20 protein-coding genes are annotated in these 18,688 nt (G+C 56.6%); all 20 read right to left on the bottom strand.

The window, feature by feature from the left end; genetic code table 11:
* Position 1 precedes the first annotated feature (1 nt).
* The 20 genes from BJN45_RS04905 to hisC all read right to left on the bottom strand — a co-directional run bounded on the left by BJN45_RS04905 (position 2) and on the right by hisC (position 18,683).
* Entirely contained in the window at positions 2-1,069 is a 1,068-nt protein-coding gene (locus tag BJN45_RS04905) for a nucleotidyltransferase family protein (RefSeq protein WP_076092733.1), read from the bottom strand.
* Between the two features lie 20 nt (positions 1,070-1,089).
* Positions 1,090-1,758, bottom strand: coding sequence for a PIG-L deacetylase family protein (locus BJN45_RS04900; protein ID WP_076092731.1), 669 nt, complete (start codon positions 1,756-1,758; stop codon positions 1,090-1,092).
* A complete protein-coding gene (neuC, locus tag BJN45_RS04895) occupies positions 1,758-2,921 on the bottom strand; it encodes a UDP-N-acetylglucosamine 2-epimerase (RefSeq protein WP_076092729.1) in 1,164 nt (387 codons plus the stop codon). The genes BJN45_RS04900 and neuC overlap by 1 nt, the downstream gene beginning before the upstream one ends.
* Positions 2,918-3,616: a WbqC family protein gene (locus BJN45_RS04890; RefSeq protein ID WP_076092727.1), complete on the bottom strand. Its 699-nt coding sequence runs from the start codon at positions 3,614-3,616 to the stop codon at positions 2,918-2,920. The genes neuC and BJN45_RS04890 overlap by 4 nt, the downstream gene beginning before the upstream one ends.
* Positions 3,613-4,758 carry a DegT/DnrJ/EryC1/StrS family aminotransferase gene (locus BJN45_RS04885; protein WP_076092725.1) on the bottom strand — a complete coding sequence of 382 codons (1,146 nt, stop codon included), beginning with the start codon at positions 4,756-4,758 and terminating at the stop codon, positions 3,613-3,615. The genes BJN45_RS04890 and BJN45_RS04885 overlap by 4 nt, the downstream gene beginning before the upstream one ends.
* The gene (locus BJN45_RS04880; RefSeq protein ID WP_076092723.1) at positions 4,755-5,654 is read right to left on the bottom strand and encodes an NAD-dependent epimerase/dehydratase family protein; all 900 of its coding nucleotides are present in this window, start codon (positions 5,652-5,654) and stop codon (positions 4,755-4,757) included. Before BJN45_RS04880 ends, BJN45_RS04885 begins: the two co-directional genes overlap by 4 nt.
* Before the next feature lie 3 nt (positions 5,655-5,657).
* Complete coding sequence (locus BJN45_RS04875; RefSeq protein WP_076092721.1) at positions 5,658-6,353, bottom strand: class I SAM-dependent methyltransferase; 696 nt, start codon at positions 6,351-6,353, stop codon at positions 5,658-5,660.
* A 13-nt stretch (positions 6,354-6,366) separates the two neighbouring features.
* Positions 6,367-7,479 (bottom strand): N-acetyl sugar amidotransferase, encoded by a 1,113-nt coding sequence (locus tag BJN45_RS04870; RefSeq protein WP_276205209.1) that lies wholly within the window; start codon positions 7,477-7,479, stop codon positions 6,367-6,369.
* An 8-nt stretch (positions 7,480-7,487) separates the two neighbouring features.
* Entirely contained in the window at positions 7,488-8,819 is a 1,332-nt protein-coding gene (locus tag BJN45_RS04865; protein WP_076092717.1) for an N-acetyl sugar amidotransferase, read from the bottom strand.
* Complete coding sequence (gene hisF / locus BJN45_RS04860) at positions 8,816-9,688, bottom strand: imidazole glycerol phosphate synthase subunit HisF (protein ID WP_076092715.1); 873 nt, start codon at positions 9,686-9,688, stop codon at positions 8,816-8,818. Before hisF ends, BJN45_RS04865 begins: the two co-directional genes overlap by 4 nt.
* A 16-nt stretch (positions 9,689-9,704) precedes the next feature.
* Positions 9,705-10,337, bottom strand: coding sequence for an imidazole glycerol phosphate synthase subunit HisH (gene hisH, locus BJN45_RS04855; protein ID WP_076092713.1), 633 nt, complete (start codon positions 10,335-10,337; stop codon positions 9,705-9,707).
* A 43-nt stretch (positions 10,338-10,380) separates the two neighbouring features.
* Entirely contained in the window at positions 10,381-11,382 is a 1,002-nt protein-coding gene (gene neuB / locus BJN45_RS04850; RefSeq protein WP_076092711.1) for an N-acetylneuraminate synthase, read from the bottom strand.
* A gap of 23 nt (positions 11,383-11,405) precedes the next feature.
* On the bottom strand, positions 11,406-12,404 hold the full coding sequence (locus BJN45_RS04845) for an NAD-dependent 4,6-dehydratase LegB (protein ID WP_076092709.1): 999 nt from the start codon (positions 12,402-12,404) through the stop codon (positions 11,406-11,408).
* A 380-nt stretch (positions 12,405-12,784) separates the two neighbouring features.
* Entirely contained in the window at positions 12,785-13,282 is a 498-nt protein-coding gene (gene rfaH / locus BJN45_RS04840) for a transcription/translation regulatory transformer protein RfaH (protein WP_076092707.1), read from the bottom strand.
* Between the two features lie 42 nt (positions 13,283-13,324).
* Positions 13,325-13,870: a dTDP-4-dehydrorhamnose 3,5-epimerase gene (gene rfbC / locus BJN45_RS04835; RefSeq protein ID WP_076092705.1), complete on the bottom strand. Its 546-nt coding sequence runs from the start codon at positions 13,868-13,870 to the stop codon at positions 13,325-13,327.
* The gene (gene rfbA / locus BJN45_RS04830) at positions 13,870-14,766 is read right to left on the bottom strand and encodes a glucose-1-phosphate thymidylyltransferase RfbA (protein WP_076092703.1); all 897 of its coding nucleotides are present in this window, start codon (positions 14,764-14,766) and stop codon (positions 13,870-13,872) included. The genes rfbC and rfbA overlap by 1 nt, the downstream gene beginning before the upstream one ends.
* Positions 14,763-15,827 (bottom strand): dTDP-glucose 4,6-dehydratase, encoded by a 1,065-nt coding sequence (rfbB, locus tag BJN45_RS04825; protein WP_076092701.1) that lies wholly within the window; start codon positions 15,825-15,827, stop codon positions 14,763-14,765. Before rfbB ends, rfbA begins: the two co-directional genes overlap by 4 nt.
* 49 nt (positions 15,828-15,876) lie before the next feature.
* Positions 15,877-16,731 carry a DNA ligase gene (locus BJN45_RS04820; RefSeq protein ID WP_240494494.1) on the bottom strand — a complete coding sequence of 285 codons (855 nt, stop codon included), beginning with the start codon at positions 16,729-16,731 and terminating at the stop codon, positions 15,877-15,879.
* On the bottom strand, positions 16,716-17,594 hold the full coding sequence (locus tag BJN45_RS04815; RefSeq protein WP_076092699.1) for a prephenate dehydrogenase: 879 nt from the start codon (positions 17,592-17,594) through the stop codon (positions 16,716-16,718). Before BJN45_RS04815 ends, BJN45_RS04820 begins: the two co-directional genes overlap by 16 nt.
* A complete protein-coding gene (gene hisC / locus BJN45_RS04810) occupies positions 17,595-18,683 on the bottom strand; it encodes a histidinol-phosphate transaminase (protein WP_076092697.1) in 1,089 nt (362 codons plus the stop codon).
* Positions 18,684-18,688: the final 5 nt, after the last annotated feature.

Raw genomic sequence — 18,688 nt, 5'->3', positions numbered from 1 at the left:
GCTACTCCACAGCAACGTGCGCTGCACGGGCCCGCTTCAGATCATCGTCGCGCCCGACATCAAGCCAAGGTTCGTGCATCGGATAAACGATGGTTCGCTCCGACTGTTCCTGCAGACGGGCAAACAAGGTCGGCATATCGCAATGCTCATCCCGCCTGAGAAGACTAAGGGCCGCCGGCTCCAGCACATACACCCCAGCATTGATGTGACTGCGGGTAATCGGTTTTTCCTCGAAGCCAATGATATCGACCCCCTGAGTACGCACTACGCCGAACGGGTGCTGCCATTCATGCAGACGAACTGCCATCGTCGCCATAGCTGCATGGCGGCAGTGAAAATCAAGCAGTTCACCATAGCGAATATCGGTCAGAACATCACCGTTCGATACCAGAAACGGCAACTCCGGACGCGGCGAGAGCAAGCCGATTGCTCCCGCAGTACCCAGCGGCGATTCCTCACGCAGATAATCAATGGATACTTGCCAGCGGCCACCATCACCGAAATATTCCTCAATCATGTGACCAAGATAGTGAATGGCAAGAACAAAACGGTTGAATCCTTCTCCCCGTGCGCGTTCGATGATGTGCTCCAGCATCGGCTTACCGCCAACTGGCAGTAACGGCTTTGGGCAGTTTTCAGTATGCGGGCGCAAACGCGTACCCTGCCCGCCTGCCATGATCACCATCAGGTTCTCACGTCTCTTCGGGACCATCAACTCATCGAGAAGATGCAAGCCGACAACATGCCGGCAATCATCGACGACCGGCAATTGATGAATGCGATTCGCCTGCATCAATTGCAGAACAGCTTCTCTCCCCAACTGAGGCGGAGCGACCAGTGGATCAAGATTGACCAGCGATTCAATCGAGCTATCAAGGCTCAAACCGCGCAACAGTCCCCTTCTGATATCACCGTCAGTCAGCGTTCCCTGCAAGACGCCATCTGAAGAGACAAGCAGCACAATCTGGAACGACGATTCGTTCAAGCAGGCAATTGCCTGCTGAAGACTGGAACCAGAAGGCAACACCGCCTTGCGCCAATCTTTACCACTGCGAACTGACTCGTTCATTTTTCCCCCTCTTGTTTCACCTACTGTCTCTCGCGCAGTAGTTCAAATGCTTCCGCTGCCAAATAGCCTGCGCTCGCCCCCCGCCACTCGGCAAGCGCCCGAATCGCGCGTAGACTTCGCGGAAAGGGGAATTCCCCAAGTTCGCTTCGATAGACGTTCAAAATTTCGAGCTTGCGCTCCAAATATTCGCTGATATCAATGAAATAATTTGGCTCAAAGGCACTTCCTCGGGCCAAACCGAACTCCGACTCGGAAACAGTTTCGTAGGCCAAAACGCGGCGCACGGACGGATAACGAAACCATTTTGCGCAAGCTGCAACGACATCGAAAGTCACCCGGTGATCAGAATGCACATCTCCGTGGTGAGGAACGAAAACCTCCTCCGGTGCAAACGATCTAAAAACCGAAGAAAAAGCCGAGACCACATCTGACATAGGCAAGGCATCCAGGCCCGTTGCCGGTAAGCGAAGGTTGAATACTTCATCGAAGCCGATCAATTTTGCAACCGCATCGATTTCGTTGTCACGCTGCAAGATTCGCTCAGCGGACCAACCTGTCTCGGTAGTCATACCCGTGACGATCAGCCAGCCAACCGTACCGCCCTCATTTTTTCGGCGCAACAGCGCGCCACCGCACCCCAGAAGTTCATCGTCGGGATGCGGAGCAACGACAAGAGTTCTTCCAGTCATCAGTAGGTAATATCCTTGATCAGCAATCGGTTATCGAGCGGGGTCGTGGCCAGAAGGTCGGCAATTCTGGACGACGACTTTCCATCGCCGTAGGGGTTCGAGCATACGGCAACGGATTTCCGATACGTTTGATCAGATATCGCCCGACGCAGAGCCTCAATTATCCTGTTTTTGTCATGTGGAACAAACTCGACATTTTCCGCATGTAAACGTCCACACTGTCGGTTACCGATGTTGATCACCGGGAGCTTGAGCAAGGGGGCTTCCAGTATTCCGGCGCTGGAATTCCCAATCAAGCAGGACGCACGCCGCATCAGATTGACGAACTCCAGGCGGGGAATGTTTTTTGCGGTATGCAGGAAAGGCAGCGATTCATATTCGCGAATCGCGCGAATCATTTGCTGGCCCCCGGCATCTGAGTTCGGATAACTGAGCACTGTCTTTATACCGAACTCTCGTACCGCTTCGAGGGTGGTCTTCATCTGCTCGTATGCCTGCTCGATCTCTGTCGAGATGACGTGCTGAATCAGCATGAGGAAAGGCTCGCCTTCCTCGATGAAAAACCCAAGCCGAGCCGACAATTCAGCGCAACTCAAATCTGGAACTTCAAGGAGACGGTCGAGCCCAGGATTACCCACATTGAATACCCTGAACGACTGCTCACCCAAGCGAATTATCCGTTCGGCGCTTTCATCATTGGTGACGAAATGTAGATGAGCGAGCTTGGTTACGGCATGGCGAATCTGGTCATCGACATTACCGACGACTCGGTCCCCACCAGCGATATGAGCAACCGGGATATTCATGTAGGCGCCGACAAGAGCAGTCGTCATGGCCTCCTCCCGGTCACCCAGTACCAGAAGGATATCAGGCTTTATGCGGGCTACCGTTTGCACCAGGCCTTGCAACTGAATTGCCAGCCCCTTGACGCGAAACGAAGCCTGATCACCGTTCAGCAGGCTCTCTATCTCTTCCGCGACGACAAAACCATCTGCCCGGACTTCGTCGACAGTACTTCCGAAAGCATCTGCAAGATGAGCGCCAGTCACCACCAACTGCAACTCGAGTTGCGGATGATTACTTATGGCGCGGAATACGGAAGACATGATGTCGTACTCTGAACGGATACCGGTCACACCAAGCACTAATCTTCTGGATCTCATGATCCCCTCTCCTCTTCCGGCAAATAGGACTTCCACGAGTCTCCGCAATTGAGCAAAAGATCGAGTGCAGACAAATGATTGATGAATCCGGCCTTGGGTGACAGTTGAGGATAGGCCGTTGGCAACACCGCCGCTCGGTAGACGATTTCGACGCCAGCCTGCCGAAATGCATCCTCATCGAGATAGTTTTTGCCGCCGACGCCCGACAGGTACTGCGTCGCCTGCACCTCCAGGCAAAGATTGAGCACGAGTTCGGATGCACTCCCCCCTGCTGTCATCTGACTACTCTTGAGGATAGGCGTGCGGACATCCATCCAGCGCATCATCGTGGCGATTATCTCTGTATTCAGATCACTCAGACTGGACCACTCGCCATCGAACCATGCCTGCATATCCTTCTTGTAGGTCTCGAATGCTGCCGCCTTGCCATAGCATTGGCAAAGCGTCTGCCAATGTTTGCGGCGCCAGTCAGCACTATTGTCGATCCTGGTATCGACAATCTTTTGGCCGAGTTGCTGCCGAACGGGAACAGTCAGCCAATGTGCCCCCTGCGGCGTCTTGATCTGATTCCGGTTCTGCAGCCCATTTTTCTGGAAATCCACCGAATCGAGAAGAATGAACAGATCACTTTCCTCGATTTTGGTGAAATAAGGAAGCCACGGCAGATACTGCGGTTGATGGATGGCGACCTTCATCTTCCCAACCCGTGGCGAGCGCTACCTTCAATCGCTGTGCGAATCGCTTCCGCAACACGAATCGCATCGTCATCACTCATGCGAGGATGACATGGCAGACATAGGTGGCGACTCAGCAATTCCTCCGTTCGCGGAAGCAATCCTTCACTGGTTCCGTAGAGTGCACGAAATACCGGTTGCAGATGTAGAGCCGGCTGGTAGGCCCAATCTACGGCGATACCAGCGGCCGCCATATGCTCGGCAATCATTTCGCGATCCAGACCCGGTTCGAGTAGTAACGGGACTTTCCAGAATGACGAGCATTCCAGATCATCCGGCAGCAAAAGTTGCATTCCCGGCGCGCCGGCAAGCGCTTCACCGTAGATGGCAGCCACCCGACGCCGTCGGCCGAGAAACTCGTCGAGATGACTCAACTGGACTCTCCCGAGGAGGGCGGACATTTCTGTCATTCGTACGTTGCGCCCCGGGTTCAAATAGTGTTCCGCACGGGCTTCCATGTCTCTGCCGCGGTTCTGGTAACTTCGCGCAAAGGAAGCGACCGCGTCGTCGTCGGTCGTCAGCATGCCACCTTCGCCCGCCGTGATCACCTTGGTCGGAAAAAATGAAAAACAACCTGCGTGACCAAACGACCCTGCCTCTTTCCCGGCGCTACGCGCCCCGGGCGAATGCGCCGCATCTTCAATCAGGAACAGCCCCTCAGAGTCACAGTAGCGCCTAAACTCGGCCACCTCCGGCGACAACAGCCCTGCCATATGTACCAAAATGATACCCGCGGTACGGGATGTCACCTTGCGCTTCACGTCTTCCAGATCCAGGCACAGCGACGACGCCGAGATTTCCGCAAAAACAGGAATGCCCCCTGTCAAATGCACGGCCATGCCGGTCGCGATGAAAGTCTCCGCCGGGATGATCACTTCGCGCCCTGCCACCCCTTTGGCAAGCAAGGCTGCCTCCAGAGCCGACGTGCAGGAGTTCATGGCTATAGCATGGCGCACCCCGACGCGTGCCGCAAACTCGTTCTCAAATGCCCGAACATTTGGCCCCATGCTGAGCGCGCCGTCGAGAATCGCATCAATTTCCCGGTGAATCCATTTCCGGTCATCCTCATCGAAGTGAGGATCTGCCATATTGATTTTCTTCATCCTCTCCTCACCTCGTCCTTACGGAGCCGCGTATAACTACGGACAGCCTCTGCCAGGCTGCCCGGACTGAAATCGAAAAGTCTGCTTGCCAGATCGATATTGAAAACAAAATCACCTTGTGGCGACGGACTATCCAACAAATGGATCAGGCTGGGTGACTGCAGTTCGGTACAAACAAGTGTCGCCAACTCCTGCGCGCTGATTGCCTGCCCCGAACCGATGTTGACCGGCAAGAAATCCCTGCTTCCTTTGTAATTCAAGGCAGAAACCATGACATCAATGGCTTTTTCAACAGGCAGATAATCACGCCTTACCGTACCGTTGGCAAAAAGCTCTATTGTTTCTCCGGACAACCCCCGGTCGATCAGGTAATCGACAATCCCCCCGCCTTCGATAAAGCCGCAAAGACGCAGTGACAGATACTGACCGCCATGACGTTTCTGAAACCAGCGCAGCCAGTTTTCGCTGTTCAGCTTGCTGCAAGCATAGGCAGAGGAATCCGGCTGAAGCGGGAAGTCTTCGGTCACCGCCAAATGGCAGGGATTACCATAGACGACCTGCGACGACGCAAATATGAAACGGTCCGTCCGCTCCGCCAATGCCTGACACAAACGGACCGTGGTCTGCTCATTGGCGCGCAGGAACATCAATTCATCCTTGCCGGCCCCGAGCGTCGCTCCAGCCAGGTGCAGCACCGCATCGATGTGTGGCAGGCTGACGACATCGAGACCATCCTGAGCAATATCTCTTGTCAGCCAACGCACTCCGGGAAGCTTCTGAAACTCGGCCGGCACCTGACGGCGAGTCAATGCAATGACTTCGTAGCCACCGACGGACAAGCGTTCAATCAACCTGCGCCCGAGAAACCCGCTGGCCCCCGCGACAAGAATCGCCACTCGTCAAATCCTCTTGAGTATCAGGTGATAGCGTGATGCGTACCCACCTTGCAGGATGTTTTCTCGGCGAATGAGGTTGCATTCGACGATCTCGAAGGCCCCCTGGATCATCGCGCGTATCTTTTCGATATTGAAATAAAGCTGAATGGTCCCTTGCTCGTGCGCAGTCGTTACCAGTTCTTCGCCGCTGAATTCCCGGGCATGCTTTGAATCATCGCCAGAAATAAGATCGCAGTAGAACAGGCCATCTACCGGCATCACTCGCGCCAGTTCAAGGCAAGCTGCCCTGGCAATGTCGAAAGGCATGCTGTCCAGCACGCCGTGACTGATCGCATATCGGAAAAAACCATCTCCCCAGGGAAGTTGCCTCACATCTCCCTGGCGCACTCTATCTTCTGGACTTGGTAGCCCCTGCTGCTGCCCCCACTGGCGCGCAACTGCGACCGCGGCATCGGACAGGTCGACACCATAGGCTTCGAGGCCCATTTCGTGACAATAAACTACATGGCGACCGATACCGCAGCCCAGATCAAGGACCCGCCCCTCGACGCTATTCGGTGCGGTGTCCAGGAACTCAGTCAAGCCGACCCGCTTGCGTATGAACTTGGAGACAAACCGGATCACCTCTTCATGAGGGTAGAAAACAAAGTTGTCACGCTTCTCGTAAGATTTGTCCCACTCCGACTTATTGTTGTTCAATTTTCACTCCCGTTCAGCAGACTTCGTTTTTCAATCGCCACTGGCCATTCACCTTGTGCCAGATGTCGTGGTTGCGCCACCGTTCCTCGCATGCCCGAAACTCGGCTCCGGTCAGCTGGTGGTATTCGAGGAATTCGTTTAAATACTCGTGGGGGAACTCGTACTGTTTTTCGCGCACCAGTTCAACAGCCTGTTCCCGGGTCATCCGGCCATTCCAGATGTGGTAACAACACTGATCGGTCGGACGCCAGAAACCAAACTTCAGGAACTTGAACCAGATGTGGATCTCGCACAGTTTCTCGTCGATGTTGTCATAGTCGAGTACATTTCCGGAAAGCGGCCCCTTCTGACGAGGCTGAAAACCGAACTCTCTGGCGACACCGAGATGCTTGTAGCCATCCCACCAGTGGTAATACCCCAGATAGATACTTTTGATCCGGCGCCGCTGAAACTCTTCTTTTTCCGGATTGACGTAGAAAAACAACTCGTTCTCGTCGACACGCCCCTTGAGCAGGTCATCGAAGCTGCTTTCGCGGAAGAGATCGTTGCTGATCAGATCTTCCGCTGACCCCTCATCCTCAGCGCTTTTTGCAGTATTGCCGCCAAACTCGACCGCAATATCTTCCCCCCAGACTACCAGCGGGGCACCATAAAACAATGCCGCTCGAGCGACACCCGCAAATACGACGCGGTGATCTCCATAACCCGGATTGCCAATCTCTAGAAATGCAATACGACGGATTTTCTGCAGCGTACTCGGCCGAACCGAGACCTTCAACAGATCGATGCCCAGGTTACTCACCATGGCGTTCAGGTTAAGTACGCCCTCGCGGGTTTGCAGATGCGGTACCAGTACGATTCCCAACGTCTTCAATTTATAGACGCGGCTCATCATATATGCCTGATAAACACTATCCTTACCGCCGCTCACCGGAACCACACATTCGTAGCCGTTGCCGTTGGATCCGCGAACCTGGTCACACAAGGCTTTGAGCCGAGCGGCACGCCCCTCCCAGTCGATAAGGTGCTTTTTCTCGACCGACCGACAGGCGCTGCATATTCCTTCGTGATCAATCACCAGCCCGGGCTTCGTATCCGGCATCACGCATCGTGAGCAATATCGCATAGCCATTCTCAGTAAATCGGTTTCCGTTGCCAGGTCCGGGGAGTCATTCCTCCGGGCGGCTGATCTTCGACAGCGCCATAATTGTATCTGTCGATATAACCACGCCCCATCAACAAATATTGGTTGTCAGGCGTTTGCGGCTCTGCCGTCGGCGTCACCCGGTAATGGCACTCTTCCTTCTTTTCAAGGCGAACGGCGTCGATGCCTTCATCATTGATGTGGCGATCAACGCGGTCACGCAGAACCCATTCGCCGGATTTGTCGCGAGCCCAGATACGCCCATCCCGACGATTCCACACGCAATCGAGAAACTCCCGCTCACTCATTTCCGCCCAATCAAGAAACAAAGACAGGTCTGCTGGACTTCGTTCAGAGTATTCAAGGACTTTCGCAATACCCTCCTCGCGCGTCATCCGCTTCAATCGGATTTCACGGGTCGCATGGTCAGTGACTTTCGAATAGCCGTATTTCAGGTACTTGATGTAATCGTGCACACCCGCTGAATGAAAACAGTGAACGTCCTCATAAGTATTGAAAGTACGTTGCTGCACGGATGATTCGTACCCATAGGTGTCGATCATCGCCTCGTGCTGTCGCTTGGCATCCCAACGGATATAGTTGCTGAGATATAGACCACGCACGCCAACCGTCTCAAGCTCACTATCATACGGATAGACAAAAGGCTGAACATCGCCCCGGGTAACGCCGGCCGCCGAATCAACAATATCTTCGGCGGAGATCCCCATGAGACCGTGCTCCTTGCGACAACGCTCGGTCATCTCCACTTCGTCGAGGTGGGAAAACATCCCGGTTTGCTCTGACCACGGCTGAACACCCCAAATGATGAGCGGAATCCGGAAGCGCACGGCTACTTGAACCGGAAAGGTCAGATAACCGGCAAGCACCTGCCAGTACATGCTTCCGTATTTTTTTAGCGTATGCCGCGTGATCCGCTTGAGGAGATCCGGTGAGAGGGTCGATGTGACAATGTCGCAATCGAAGACGGTCGCCAGGTTGGCCAGATTTCTGACCCCTATCTTGGTATTGTAGTGAGCGTTGTAGTTAACCAGCAGAGGATTCATTCCAAGTACGTTCTTCACCGTGTGCACGATGAAATAGCTGTCCCCACCGCCGGTAACCGGGACAATGCAGTCGAAACCCTTACGCCCCATCCGCTGTGCATTGGTATGAACAATGCGTTCAAGCATGCGAAAACGCTCGCCCCAGTCGAGCGAATCTTTTTCCTCATGTATACGACAGCCCATGCATACGCCATGATCATCCAAAACCATGCCGTAAGGATGATTGACTGGATACAGGCAGCGCTTGCAGTAAATCATATAAGGTCCTTCGATCCGCGCTTGAATTCAATGTCCGACAAACGGCTGCCGGAGAGCATTATCAAACGCCCGCTTTCATCGAACTCCCTCCCGTCATAAGTCGCTTCGCTGTCAAGACGGATATCGACCCCTGATTTCAGGAGATGTGCCTTGGCAACGATGGTGCTGTGTTCGATGTAGTGAAAAATATTGGCAGCAGCAACAGCTGAGGCGCCACCTTCAATGACCCCGGGCGCGAAATGCGTGTAGTTGCCAACACCACCACAAGCAACAACCGGTATGGAGACAGATTCGCTGACTCGGCGAATCAACTCGAGGTCATAGCCTTTTTTCGAGCCGTCGCGGTCTATTGAATTCAGGAATATCTCGCCAGCACCAAGCTTTTCGACCTGTTTCGCCCAGGCCACAGCGTCCAGGCCCGTAGCCTTCGATCCAGAATGGGTGTAAATCTGATAGCGGCCATCGTTTTCCAGGCGGCAATCCATTGAGACAACGACGCACTGCTGGCCGAATACATCGGCAACTTCAGAAATCAGCGCCGGCCTCGCCACGGCATGCGCGTTGATTGCAGCTTTGTCTGCCCCCGCCCGGGTTATCCTGCGCACGTCGTCCACCGACTTGATACCGCCACCGACCGTCAAGGGCACGAAACAGGAACGGGACAGCATTTCCAGAACACCGGTATCCGGGGAACGATTTTCTGGTGTAGCGCTCATGTCGAGCAGGACGATCTCGTCCACATCCCACTTGACGACGAATTCAATCGGAAATTTCGGATGTCCGATCGGCAAGTAGCGATTGAACCCGACACTCTGAACAATCAGGCCGTCCCGTATCAGCAGGCAGGCAACCAGTCTTTTCTTGAGCACTTTATAACCCGATTATCTATCCAACGGACTCAACAAAATCAACAAAATTCCGCAACAGACGAAGCCCTTTGCGCTGACTTCTCTCCGGATGAAACTGAACTCCGAAGATACGCTCCCGCTGCACGGCAGCCACGACATCCGTTCCGTAATCAGTCATTCCCGCCACATAGCGAGAATCACACTCGAAACGATAGGAATGGACGAAGTAGAAGGCACTTTTCTCCGGGAGTTTGTCGAACAGCGGCTCTGGCAGACGAATCGAAATGTCATTCCAGCCGATATGCGGTAAACGGTAGCCGGGGACCACCGGAATTTCACGCACCTGCCCAGGAATCAGACCCAGCCCGGAATAGCTTCCCCGCTCAGCAGAGCTGTCAGCGAGCAGTTGCATGCCAAGACAGATGCCTAGCAGAGGTTTGCCTTGATTCAGTACAGCCTCTCGAAGCGGCTCGATCAATTGCCGTTCACGAAGATTGTTCATAGCTTCGCCAAATGCCCCCACCCCCGGTAGAACGAGGGCATCGGCATCTACCAGAGCTGAGGGATCTTCCGATACCCGAACTTCACACCCCAGGCGCTCAAATGCATTCCGGACGGACTGAACATTGCCCATCCCGTAGTCGATGATATCGATTCTTGTCGGTCTCATGTGCTTGCTTAGCCTTCGTCCACCGTGCTACGGGCGGACATCTCTACCATTCAATCAATTCGTCTACAGCAAAGTCCCGGCTGGCCTTTCGCCCGAGCACTTCATGCAATCGCATAGGCGAAATGCCGGTCCCAGGACGTTTGGCCGTCAGGTTGTCTTCGCTAAAAATTTCTCCTGCGCGAATCGCCCGCACCGCCACCAGCGATTTCCGGGCTATCGGCCGATTTCTCTCTTCACTGGCGCAGGGGCGCTTGATGCCATCCCCCAAGGCAAGTTCGACATTGCGGATCGAACTAATCATTCGGGCCAGTTCGTTCGGTTCGATACTTGCCCGATGATCAGGGCCGGGCAACTTGCGGTCGAGCGTGAAGTGCTTTTCGATCACACAGGCACCCAGCGCAGCGGCGGCAATAGCTATTTCGATACCTTCAGTATGGTCCGAGAACCCCACCTGCACACCAAAAGCCTGAGCGATGGACTGCATGGCGCGCAAATTCACCTCGTTCATCGGCACCGGGTACTCAGTATTGCAATGGAGCACGATGATCTGCTGGCGCGGTGTTCCAGCCTGTTCGAGCACATTCAGCGCAGCTTCGATATCACCGAGATTAGACATGCCTGTAGACAGGATCACCTGCTTGCCAAATGCTCCTATCCGTCGCAGGTAGGGCAGATTGGTGATTTCACCCGACGGCACCTTGATGCGTGACATGCCCAGGCTCATCAGGTAATCGAGGCTTTGCAGGTCGAACGCCGTCGAAAAGAACTCTATACCCCGTTGCGCGGCATGTGCGATCAGTTCGTCGTGCATTTGTCCGGTCAACTCCAGACGCCTGAGCATTTCATGCTGGGACTCGTCCGAAGCCGTATTGGCGGCCTGATAGTCTGCTTTCCGCGCCGCACCAGTGACCAGTCGGTCGGCGCTAAAGGTCTGAAACTTGACCAGATCGGCGCCAGCATCTGCCGCTGCATCGATGAGCGCCCGAGCCATGCCCATATCACCATTATGGTTTACGCCTGCTTCAGCAATGACGAGGATTCTCACTCTCCAACCTTTTCCGTATGACGTCAGATGTTGTAACGGCCTGCCTTGTAGCAAGCAAGGTTACTCTTGTCCAGGAACCATTCGACGGTTTCCTCCAAGCCTCGGCGGAAACCTTCCTGGCTGCCGTAGGACGGACGCCAGCCGAACAACTCGAAAGCTTTTTTATTGTCCGCCCAAAGCCGTTCCACTTCGCTCTTTTCCGGCCGCAAGCGGACAGTATCGGTCTCGATCTCCACCTCGGCGCCCATCACCTGAGCGATCAACTTCACGGTATCACCAATCGAGATTTCGAAATTCGAGCCAAAGTTGACTACCTCACCAAGGCCATCGGTACTGCGAAGCGCCGCAATGAATGCACCAACGGTATCGGCGACAAAATTGAAATCCCTGGTCGGATGGAGCGCGCCAAGTTTGAGGTGACGCACCCCGCTGGCAATCTGCGTGATGATCGCTGGAATGACAGCCCTGGCTGACTGGCGCGGCCCATAGGTATTGAACGGCCTGGCGATAACCACAGGCAAATCAAACGACGCAAAAAAGGAATATGCCAGCTGATCTGCAGCGATTTTCGAGGCAGAATACGGTGACTGACCCTGTAGCGGATGTTCTTCGGTGATGGGCACGAAACGTGCCGTACCGTACACCTCACTCGTCGACGTGTGAATGACACGGGAAACACCGAGATCCCTTGCTGCCTGAAGGACATTCAAGGTTCCCTTGATATTGGTATCAACGTAGGTATCTGGCGAATGGTATGAGTAAGGAATTGCGATCAGTGCCGCCAGGTGCAAAACCGCATCGCAACCTTGCATCGCGGTACGCACACCATGTGGGTCGCGAATGTCACCTGCGAACACATCAATCGCCGACTTGATCTCATCGGACGAATGGTCCAGCCATCCCCAAGACCCAAACGAGTTATAGAGGACAAAGGCGCGCACATCGTACCCTTGGCGAACCAGGGCTTCCGTTAAATGCGAGCCGATGAAGCCATCAGCCCCCGTCACCAGTATTTTCTTCATTTGCGTTTTTCCACCAAATTACTGCTTTATATCCAGCACCGTCAACCGGAAGCCGAGTAGTCAATAGTGTCGAAGCTCACAAAAATTTTCGAACCAAAGTACGTTGGCCTGACTTCTTGGGTTTGGCGCAAGCAGCAGAACGCTCCGAACCGAATTCCTCTTAGCGGAGTGGCTAGACAAGCTACCGCCATGCTGTTTCACGATCAGCAAGCGCGGTTCAGAGGTTTTGACATAGCATAGTGTCCGGACAAGACAAACGTGACGGCATACAAACCCGCTGGTTCAATGGACGAGCGGCATTGTGCCATAGCGCCATAATTTTGCGAAAAGGAATTATCTGCAAGCCGCGCACCATCAATATTGCTGTGGCGCATTCGGTTTTAGCTCGCTTTACGCAAGCTTCCAGGCGAAACCCTGACGATGACGGGTTTACTTAAAATATTGATCAACAGCATGGCTCGACGCTCGCCATCTGCCATCTGGTAAACCCCTTCGATGCCGGAAAAAGGAGTTTCTACCAGACGGACTCGCTCCCCGGGTTTGAACAGCGGCTCTGGCGCTGCCTGAATTGATGCCTCTCGTGCCCTCAGTTGCTCAATGAGTGCATCATCCACATTTGCATATTCCACACCAAAGCAGACGAGCCGACTGACCCCCTTGGTCGAGCGAATCGGCGACCAACTTTTGGCCCTCTCTCCTTCCCCGAGGCGAATGAATAAATAGCGTGGGAAAAGTGGCTCGTCCTCTGCCCGCAAAGTTTCTTGCCTGAACTTCTCTTGGCGGAGCATCGGTAGATAGCATTCGTAACCTTGGCGTGCCAGATTAAGTAAGGCCAGCTTTTCTTGCCTCGGTTTACAGTGAATCAAATACCAACGCATTCCACTCTCCGGATGAAAACGGAAAAACCCCAGTACACATGCTTATACCGGATCGTACTCGGCGAAGCTGGTGCCGCTCTTATCCTTATCTGAGATCGTGGGAGAGTGCAGCAGCGGCCACTGAATCGCCAACTCCGGATCATCCCAGCGAATGCACCGCTCATGCTCGGGCGAGTAGTAGTCTGTGGTCTTGTACAGGAACTCGGCCGTTTCGCTCAGGGTCAGGAAGCCATGCGCGAATCCTGCCGGAATCCACAACTGTTTCTTGTTTTCGGCAGAGAGGGTTTCACCCACCCACTGGCCAAAGGTTTTTGAATTTTTGCGCAGGTCGACCGCAACATCGAAAACCTCGCCCTGAACGACACGCACCAGTTTGCCCTGGGCTTTCGGCGGCAACTGGTAATGCAGGCCGCGCAGTACGTTGCGGCTGCTTTTCGAGTGGTTGTCCTGGACGAAATCGACATGGGCGCCAGCCGCCTCGTCAAAAGCACGTTGATTGAAGCTCTCGAAGAAAAAACCGCGCTCGTCGCCAAAAACCCGCGGTTCGATGACCAGCACCCCGGCCAGCTTTGTCTGCGTGACTTTCATCAGAACACCCGTTCCTTGAGCAGTCCGGCCAAATACTGGCCGTAAGGGTTTTTCAGCATCGGCTGCGCCAGCTTTTCCAGTTGTGCCGCATCGACCCAGCCTTTACGGAAGGCGATTTCCTCCGGACAGGCCACTTTCAGACCCTGGCGTTTCTCGATCGTGGCGATGAACTGGCTGGCGTCGAGCAGGCTTTCGTGGGTGCCGGTATCGAGCCAGGCATGACCGCGGCCCATGACCTGGACGTTGAGTTGGTCGCGCTCGTGGTAAAGGCGATTGATGTCGGTGATCTCGAGTTCCCCGCGCGGCGACGGCTTCAGTTCACGGGCCATGTCGAGGACCTGGTTGTCGTAGAAATAGAGGCCGGTGACCGCGTAACTGGATTTCGGCACGAGCGGCTTTTCCTCAAGGCTGACCGCCCTGCCCGCGCGATCGAACTCGACGACACCGTAGCGCTCGGGATCATGGACATGGTAGGCGAAGACCGTTGCGCCGGCAGTCTGTGCATCAGCCGCAGCAAGGTCATTGGCAAATTCATGGCCGTAGAAGATGTTGTCGCCGAGCACCAGGGCCGAATCACCACCAGCGATGAAATCGCGACCGATGATGAAAGCCTGGGCCAGGCCATCCGGACTCGGCTGCACCGCATATTGCAGCGACAGTCCCCACTGGCTGCCGTCGCCAAGCAGTTGCTGGAAGCGCGGCGTGTCCTGCGGCGTCGAGATGATCAGGATTTCCCGGATGCCCGCCAGCATCAGGGTGCTCAGCGGGTAATAGATCATCGGCTTGTCGTGGATCGGCAGCAGTTGCTTGGAGACCGCCAGCGTTACCGGGTACAGCCGGGTGCCGGAACCGCCGGCGAGAATGATGCCCTTGCGCTGAGTTTTTTGCTGGTTCATGCGTTTGCCCCATATTGCTTGCCCAGCCAGTCGCGATAGGCGCCGCTGGTGACGTTATTGACCCAGGCCTGGTTGTCCAGATACCACTGCACCGTCTTGCGGATGCCGGTTTCGAAGGTTTCGGCCGGCTTCCAGCCGAGCTCGCGTTCGAGTTTCGTCGCATCGATGGCGTAACGGCGGTCGTGCCCCGGACGGTCGGTGACGAAGGTGATCTGCGTCCGGTACGACTGGCCGTCGGCGCGCGGGCTGAGTTCATCAAGGATGGCGCACAACGTGTGCACGACGTCGAGATTGGCCTTCTCGTTCCAGCCGCCGACGTTGTATACCTCGCCGAGCTTGCCGCCTTCGAGCACACGGCGGATGGCGCTGCAGTGATCCTTGACGTACAGCCAGTCGCGGATCTGCTGGCCGTCGCCGTAGATCGGCAGCGGCTTTCCGGCGAGCGCGTTGTGGATGACCAGCGGGATCAGCTTTTCCGGGAAATGGTAAGGCCCGTAGTTGTTGGAACAGTTGGTGGTCAGCACCGGCAGCCCGTAGGTGTGGTGGTAGGCGCGCACCAGGTGGTCGGATGCCGCCTTGCTTGCCGAGTACGGGCTGTTCGGCTCGTAGCGGTTGTTCTCGTTGAAGGCCGGGTCGTCCTTGGCGAGCGAGCCATAGACTTCATCGGTCGATACGTGCAGGAGGCGGAAGGCATTTTTTGCTTCCGGTGCCAGTTGACCGTACCAGGCGCGCACCGCTTCGAGCAGCCGGAAGGTGCCGACGATGTTGGTCTGGATGAAATCTTCCGGGCCGTGAATGCTGCGGTCGACATGCGATTCGGCAGCAAAATTGATGACGGCACGCGGCTGGTGTTCGGCCAGCAGACGGGAAACAAGTTCGAAATCACCGATGTCGCCGTGAACGAAAATGTGCCGCGGATCGCCGTCGACCGCAGCAAGGTTTTCCCGGTTGCCAGCGTAGGTCAAGGCATCGAGATTGATGACCGGCTCATTGCCTTGGGCCAGCCAGTCGAGAACGAAATTGCTGCCGATGAAGCCGGCACCGCCGGTGACGAGGATCATGCCGGAACACCAGAATGTCGAAAGGCGCACATTTTATCGCAAGCCGGCATCATTCCTGACGAATACGCAGGAAACTGGCGAATCGCGGCAAGCCGTTTGGCGTCAGTTCGCGATAGCGATAGGTGACGGTGCTGCCGACCGGTGGCGGATTGCGGCGCTGTGCGTCGGTAAAACCGGTACCCAGGCGAAACTCGCGACCATCGGGCAAACGCACGCGCAGCGCGCCCATCTGCCCGGTGTATTTGCCTTTGCCGGGCAGATGGGCGACGACCAGCGCTTCGGCATCGAGCCAGGGTTTCAGCTTGAGCAGCGTATCGCTGCGCCCGGTTTCGTATGGCGCATCGGCGCGATGCAGCATCAGCCCTTCACCGCCGGCCTTGACCGTATCGGCGAGCATTTTTTGCAATTTATTGCGGTCGACCGCGAGAATCTGTGGAATTTCAGCCAGCCACGGCAGACCGGCGGCGGTGACGATCTCGCGGATGCGCACCGCCCGTTCGGCAAAACTGCCCGGCGCGCCGGGCAGTTCGAAGATCATGTAGCGGATCTGGCGCCATTCGGCGTCATCGGGAAAATCGCGGCGGACGATGCCGGAAGTGCGGTCGAACTGACCGCGGCCGATCCACAGTTCGCCATCCAGCGCCAACTTCGGCAAGGCATCGACAAACCAGCGCGGTGCGTTGACCGGATGACCGCTGCGAAAACGCAGCGTTTCGCCGTCCCAGACGGCGCGCACGCCGTCGAGCTTTTCGCTGACCAAGTATTGGTTGAGTTCGATTCCGTCGCGATAGACGTTGGCCAGCAGGAGGTCCGGCGGCGCGGCGCGCAGTGGCAAGGCCGACAGCAGCAACGCCAGTCCGCAGAGCAGCGCGCGCAGCCGGCCGGCGATCAACTGCTGCCCCACTCCCGGCGCGCCTGGCGGGCGATGCCGAAGATGTCTTCGAGACGTTCGCCGTCAGCCTGATCGAGCACCTCGCGCAGTTCATCGAGCTGGCTGCGATAGCTGTCGAGTTCACCGAGCAGCGCGGCGCGGTTGGCAAGGCAGATGTCCCGCCACATTTCCGGATGACTGGCTGCGATCCGGGTGAAATCGCGGAAACCGGAAGCGGCGAAGGTGAAGAACAGGTCGGCATCCGGGCGGACGGCCAGGTCATGGACCAGCGCGAAGGACAGCAGATGCGGCAGGTGGCTGACGGCAGCGAAGACACGGTCGTGCATTTCCGGCGTCAGCTCGTAAATGTCGGCGCCGCACAGCGCCCAGGCGCGCTTGACGTGATCGAGCCGCTCGTCGTTGTTCTCCGGCAGCGGCGTGACGACGACCTTCTTGCCCTGGTACAGATCGCGGCGCGCCGCCGACGGGCCGCTGTTCTCGGCGCCGGCGATCGGGTGCGCCGGCACGAACTTGCCGATATGGCCGCGAAACGCCGCCCGCGCTGCGGCGACGACGTCGCCCTTGGTCGAGCCACCGTCGGTGACGATGGTATTCGGCCCGAGATAAGGCGCGATGCGGGCAAAGATTTCCGGCATCTGCGCCACCGGCGTCGCCACCAGCACGATGTCGGCGTCGCCGATCTCGTGCGCCGGGTTGATCCCGGCCCGGTCGATGACGCCAAGTTCCTGTGCCACCCGCAACGTAGACGGCGTGCGGCCAAAACCAACGACCTCCTCGACCGCGCCGGCCGCTTTCAGGGCGAGCGCGAACGAGCCACCGATCAGGCCGGTACCGAAGACGACGATCTTGCCGAACTCGGGCTGGCCGGCGTCCATTTACAGGGCCTTTTCCAGCGCTTCGATGAAGCGGGCGTTCTCGGCCTCGGTGCCGATGGTCACGCGCAGCCACTCGGGCATGCCGTAACCGCCGATCGGGCGGACGATGACGCCCTGCTGCAGCAGTTTCTGATTCACCGCCGCGCCATCGCCGGCCTTGAAGGTGACGAAGTTGCCGTAGGACGGAATGTAGGTCAGGCCGAGTTTTTCCAGCGCCGCGACGAGCTGCGCCATGCCGCGGCGATTCAGGTCGTAGCTGGCCTGCAGGAATTCATCGTCGTCGAGTGCCGCCAGCGCGCCGGCCAGCGCCAGGTTGTTGACGTTGAACGGCTGGCGGACGCGATTCATCAGGTCGGCGACGACCGGCGACGCCAGCGCGTAACCGATGCGCAGCCCGGCCAGGCCATAAATCTTCGACAACGTGCGGCAGACCACCAGATTCGGGAATTCGCTGATCCACGCCGCGGTATCGACCCGCGCTTCGGGCGGGATGTATTCGTTGTAGGCCTCGTCAAGGACGACGACGACATCCGTCGGCACGCGCTGCAAAAAGGCACGCACCTCGGCGTAGGGCAGGAAATTGCCGGTCGGATTGTTCGGATTGGCGATCCAGACAATGCGCGTATCCGGGCGGATCGCGGCCAGCATCGCGTCGAGGTCGTGACCGAAATCCTTGGCCGGCACGCAGATCAGTTCGGCGCCGGTCGACTGCGTCGCCAGCGGATAAACGGCAAAGGCGTGCTGGGCGAAGATCGCCGAGCGACCGGCCGCCAGGAAGACACGGGCGATCATGTCGAGGACGTCGTTGGAACCGTTGCCGAGCACCACCTGATTGCTGGCGACAGCGCAACGCGCAGCCACCTTGGCGATCAATTCAAACTGATCGGGATAGCGCTCGACCCCGCCGATCGCTGTGGCAACGGCCAGCCTGGCTTTCGGACTCATGCCCAGCGGATTTTCGTTGGACGCCAGCTTGACGATGCGCTCGACCGGGATGCCCATTTCGCGGGCCAGTTCAGTGATCGGTTTGCCCGGCTGGTAAGGTGAAATTGCACGGACGCAAGACAACGCCTGTTCGACAAGACTCATGACGG

The sequence above is a fragment of the Azonexus hydrophilus genome (genome assembly GCF_001956855.1).
In the GTDB taxonomy this organism is placed as follows: domain Bacteria; phylum Pseudomonadota; class Gammaproteobacteria; order Burkholderiales; family Rhodocyclaceae; genus Azonexus; species Azonexus hydrophilus_A.
Note: the sequence above shows the minus strand (reverse complement) of the source record. Positions and strands in the feature narration are given on the sequence as shown.

What these genes read in the sequence shown, in the direction of transcription:
- rfbC (WP_076092705.1), bottom strand. Translation starts at nt 13,870, where the DNA reads ATGAAAGTCACGCAGACAAAGCTGGCCGGGGTGCTGGTCATCGAACCG.
- rfaH (WP_076092707.1), bottom strand. Translation starts at nt 13,282, where the DNA reads ATGCGTTGGTATTTGATTCACTGTAAACCGAGGCAAGAAAAGCTGGCC.
- BJN45_RS04845 (WP_076092709.1), bottom strand. Translation starts at nt 12,404, where the DNA reads ATGAAGAAAATACTGGTGACGGGGGCTGATGGCTTCATCGGCTCGCAT.
- BJN45_RS04870 (WP_276205209.1), bottom strand. Translation starts at nt 7,479, where the DNA reads ATGCGATATTGCTCACGATGCGTGATGCCGGATACGAAGCCCGGGCTG.
- BJN45_RS04905 (WP_076092733.1), bottom strand. Translation starts at nt 1,069, where the DNA reads ATGAACGAGTCAGTTCGCAGTGGTAAAGATTGGCGCAAGGCGGTGTTG.
- BJN45_RS04885 (WP_076092725.1), bottom strand. Translation starts at nt 4,758, where the DNA reads ATGAAGAAAATCAATATGGCAGATCCTCACTTCGATGAGGATGACCGG.
- BJN45_RS04815 (WP_076092699.1), bottom strand. Translation starts at nt 17,594, where the DNA reads ATGGACGCCGGCCAGCCCGAGTTCGGCAAGATCGTCGTCTTCGGTACC.
- hisC (WP_076092697.1), bottom strand. Translation starts at nt 18,683, where the DNA reads ATGAGTCTTGTCGAACAGGCGTTGTCTTGCGTCCGTGCAATTTCACCT.
- hisH (WP_076092713.1), bottom strand. Translation starts at nt 10,337, where the DNA reads ATGAGACCGACAAGAATCGATATCATCGACTACGGGATGGGCAATGTT.
- BJN45_RS04865 (WP_076092717.1), bottom strand. Translation starts at nt 8,819, where the DNA reads ATGATTTACTGCAAGCGCTGCCTGTATCCAGTCAATCATCCTTACGGC.
- rfbB (WP_076092701.1), bottom strand. Translation starts at nt 15,827, where the DNA reads ATGATCCTCGTCACCGGCGGTGCCGGCTTCATCGGCAGCAATTTCGTT.
- BJN45_RS04890 (WP_076092727.1), bottom strand. Translation starts at nt 3,616, where the DNA reads ATGAAGGTCGCCATCCATCAACCGCAGTATCTGCCGTGGCTTCCTTAT.
- neuC (WP_076092729.1), bottom strand. Translation starts at nt 2,921, where the DNA reads ATGAGATCCAGAAGATTAGTGCTTGGTGTGACCGGTATCCGTTCAGAG.
- BJN45_RS04900 (WP_076092731.1), bottom strand. Translation starts at nt 1,758, where the DNA reads ATGACTGGAAGAACTCTTGTCGTTGCTCCGCATCCCGACGATGAACTT.
- rfbA (WP_076092703.1), bottom strand. Translation starts at nt 14,766, where the DNA reads ATGAACCAGCAAAAAACTCAGCGCAAGGGCATCATTCTCGCCGGCGGT.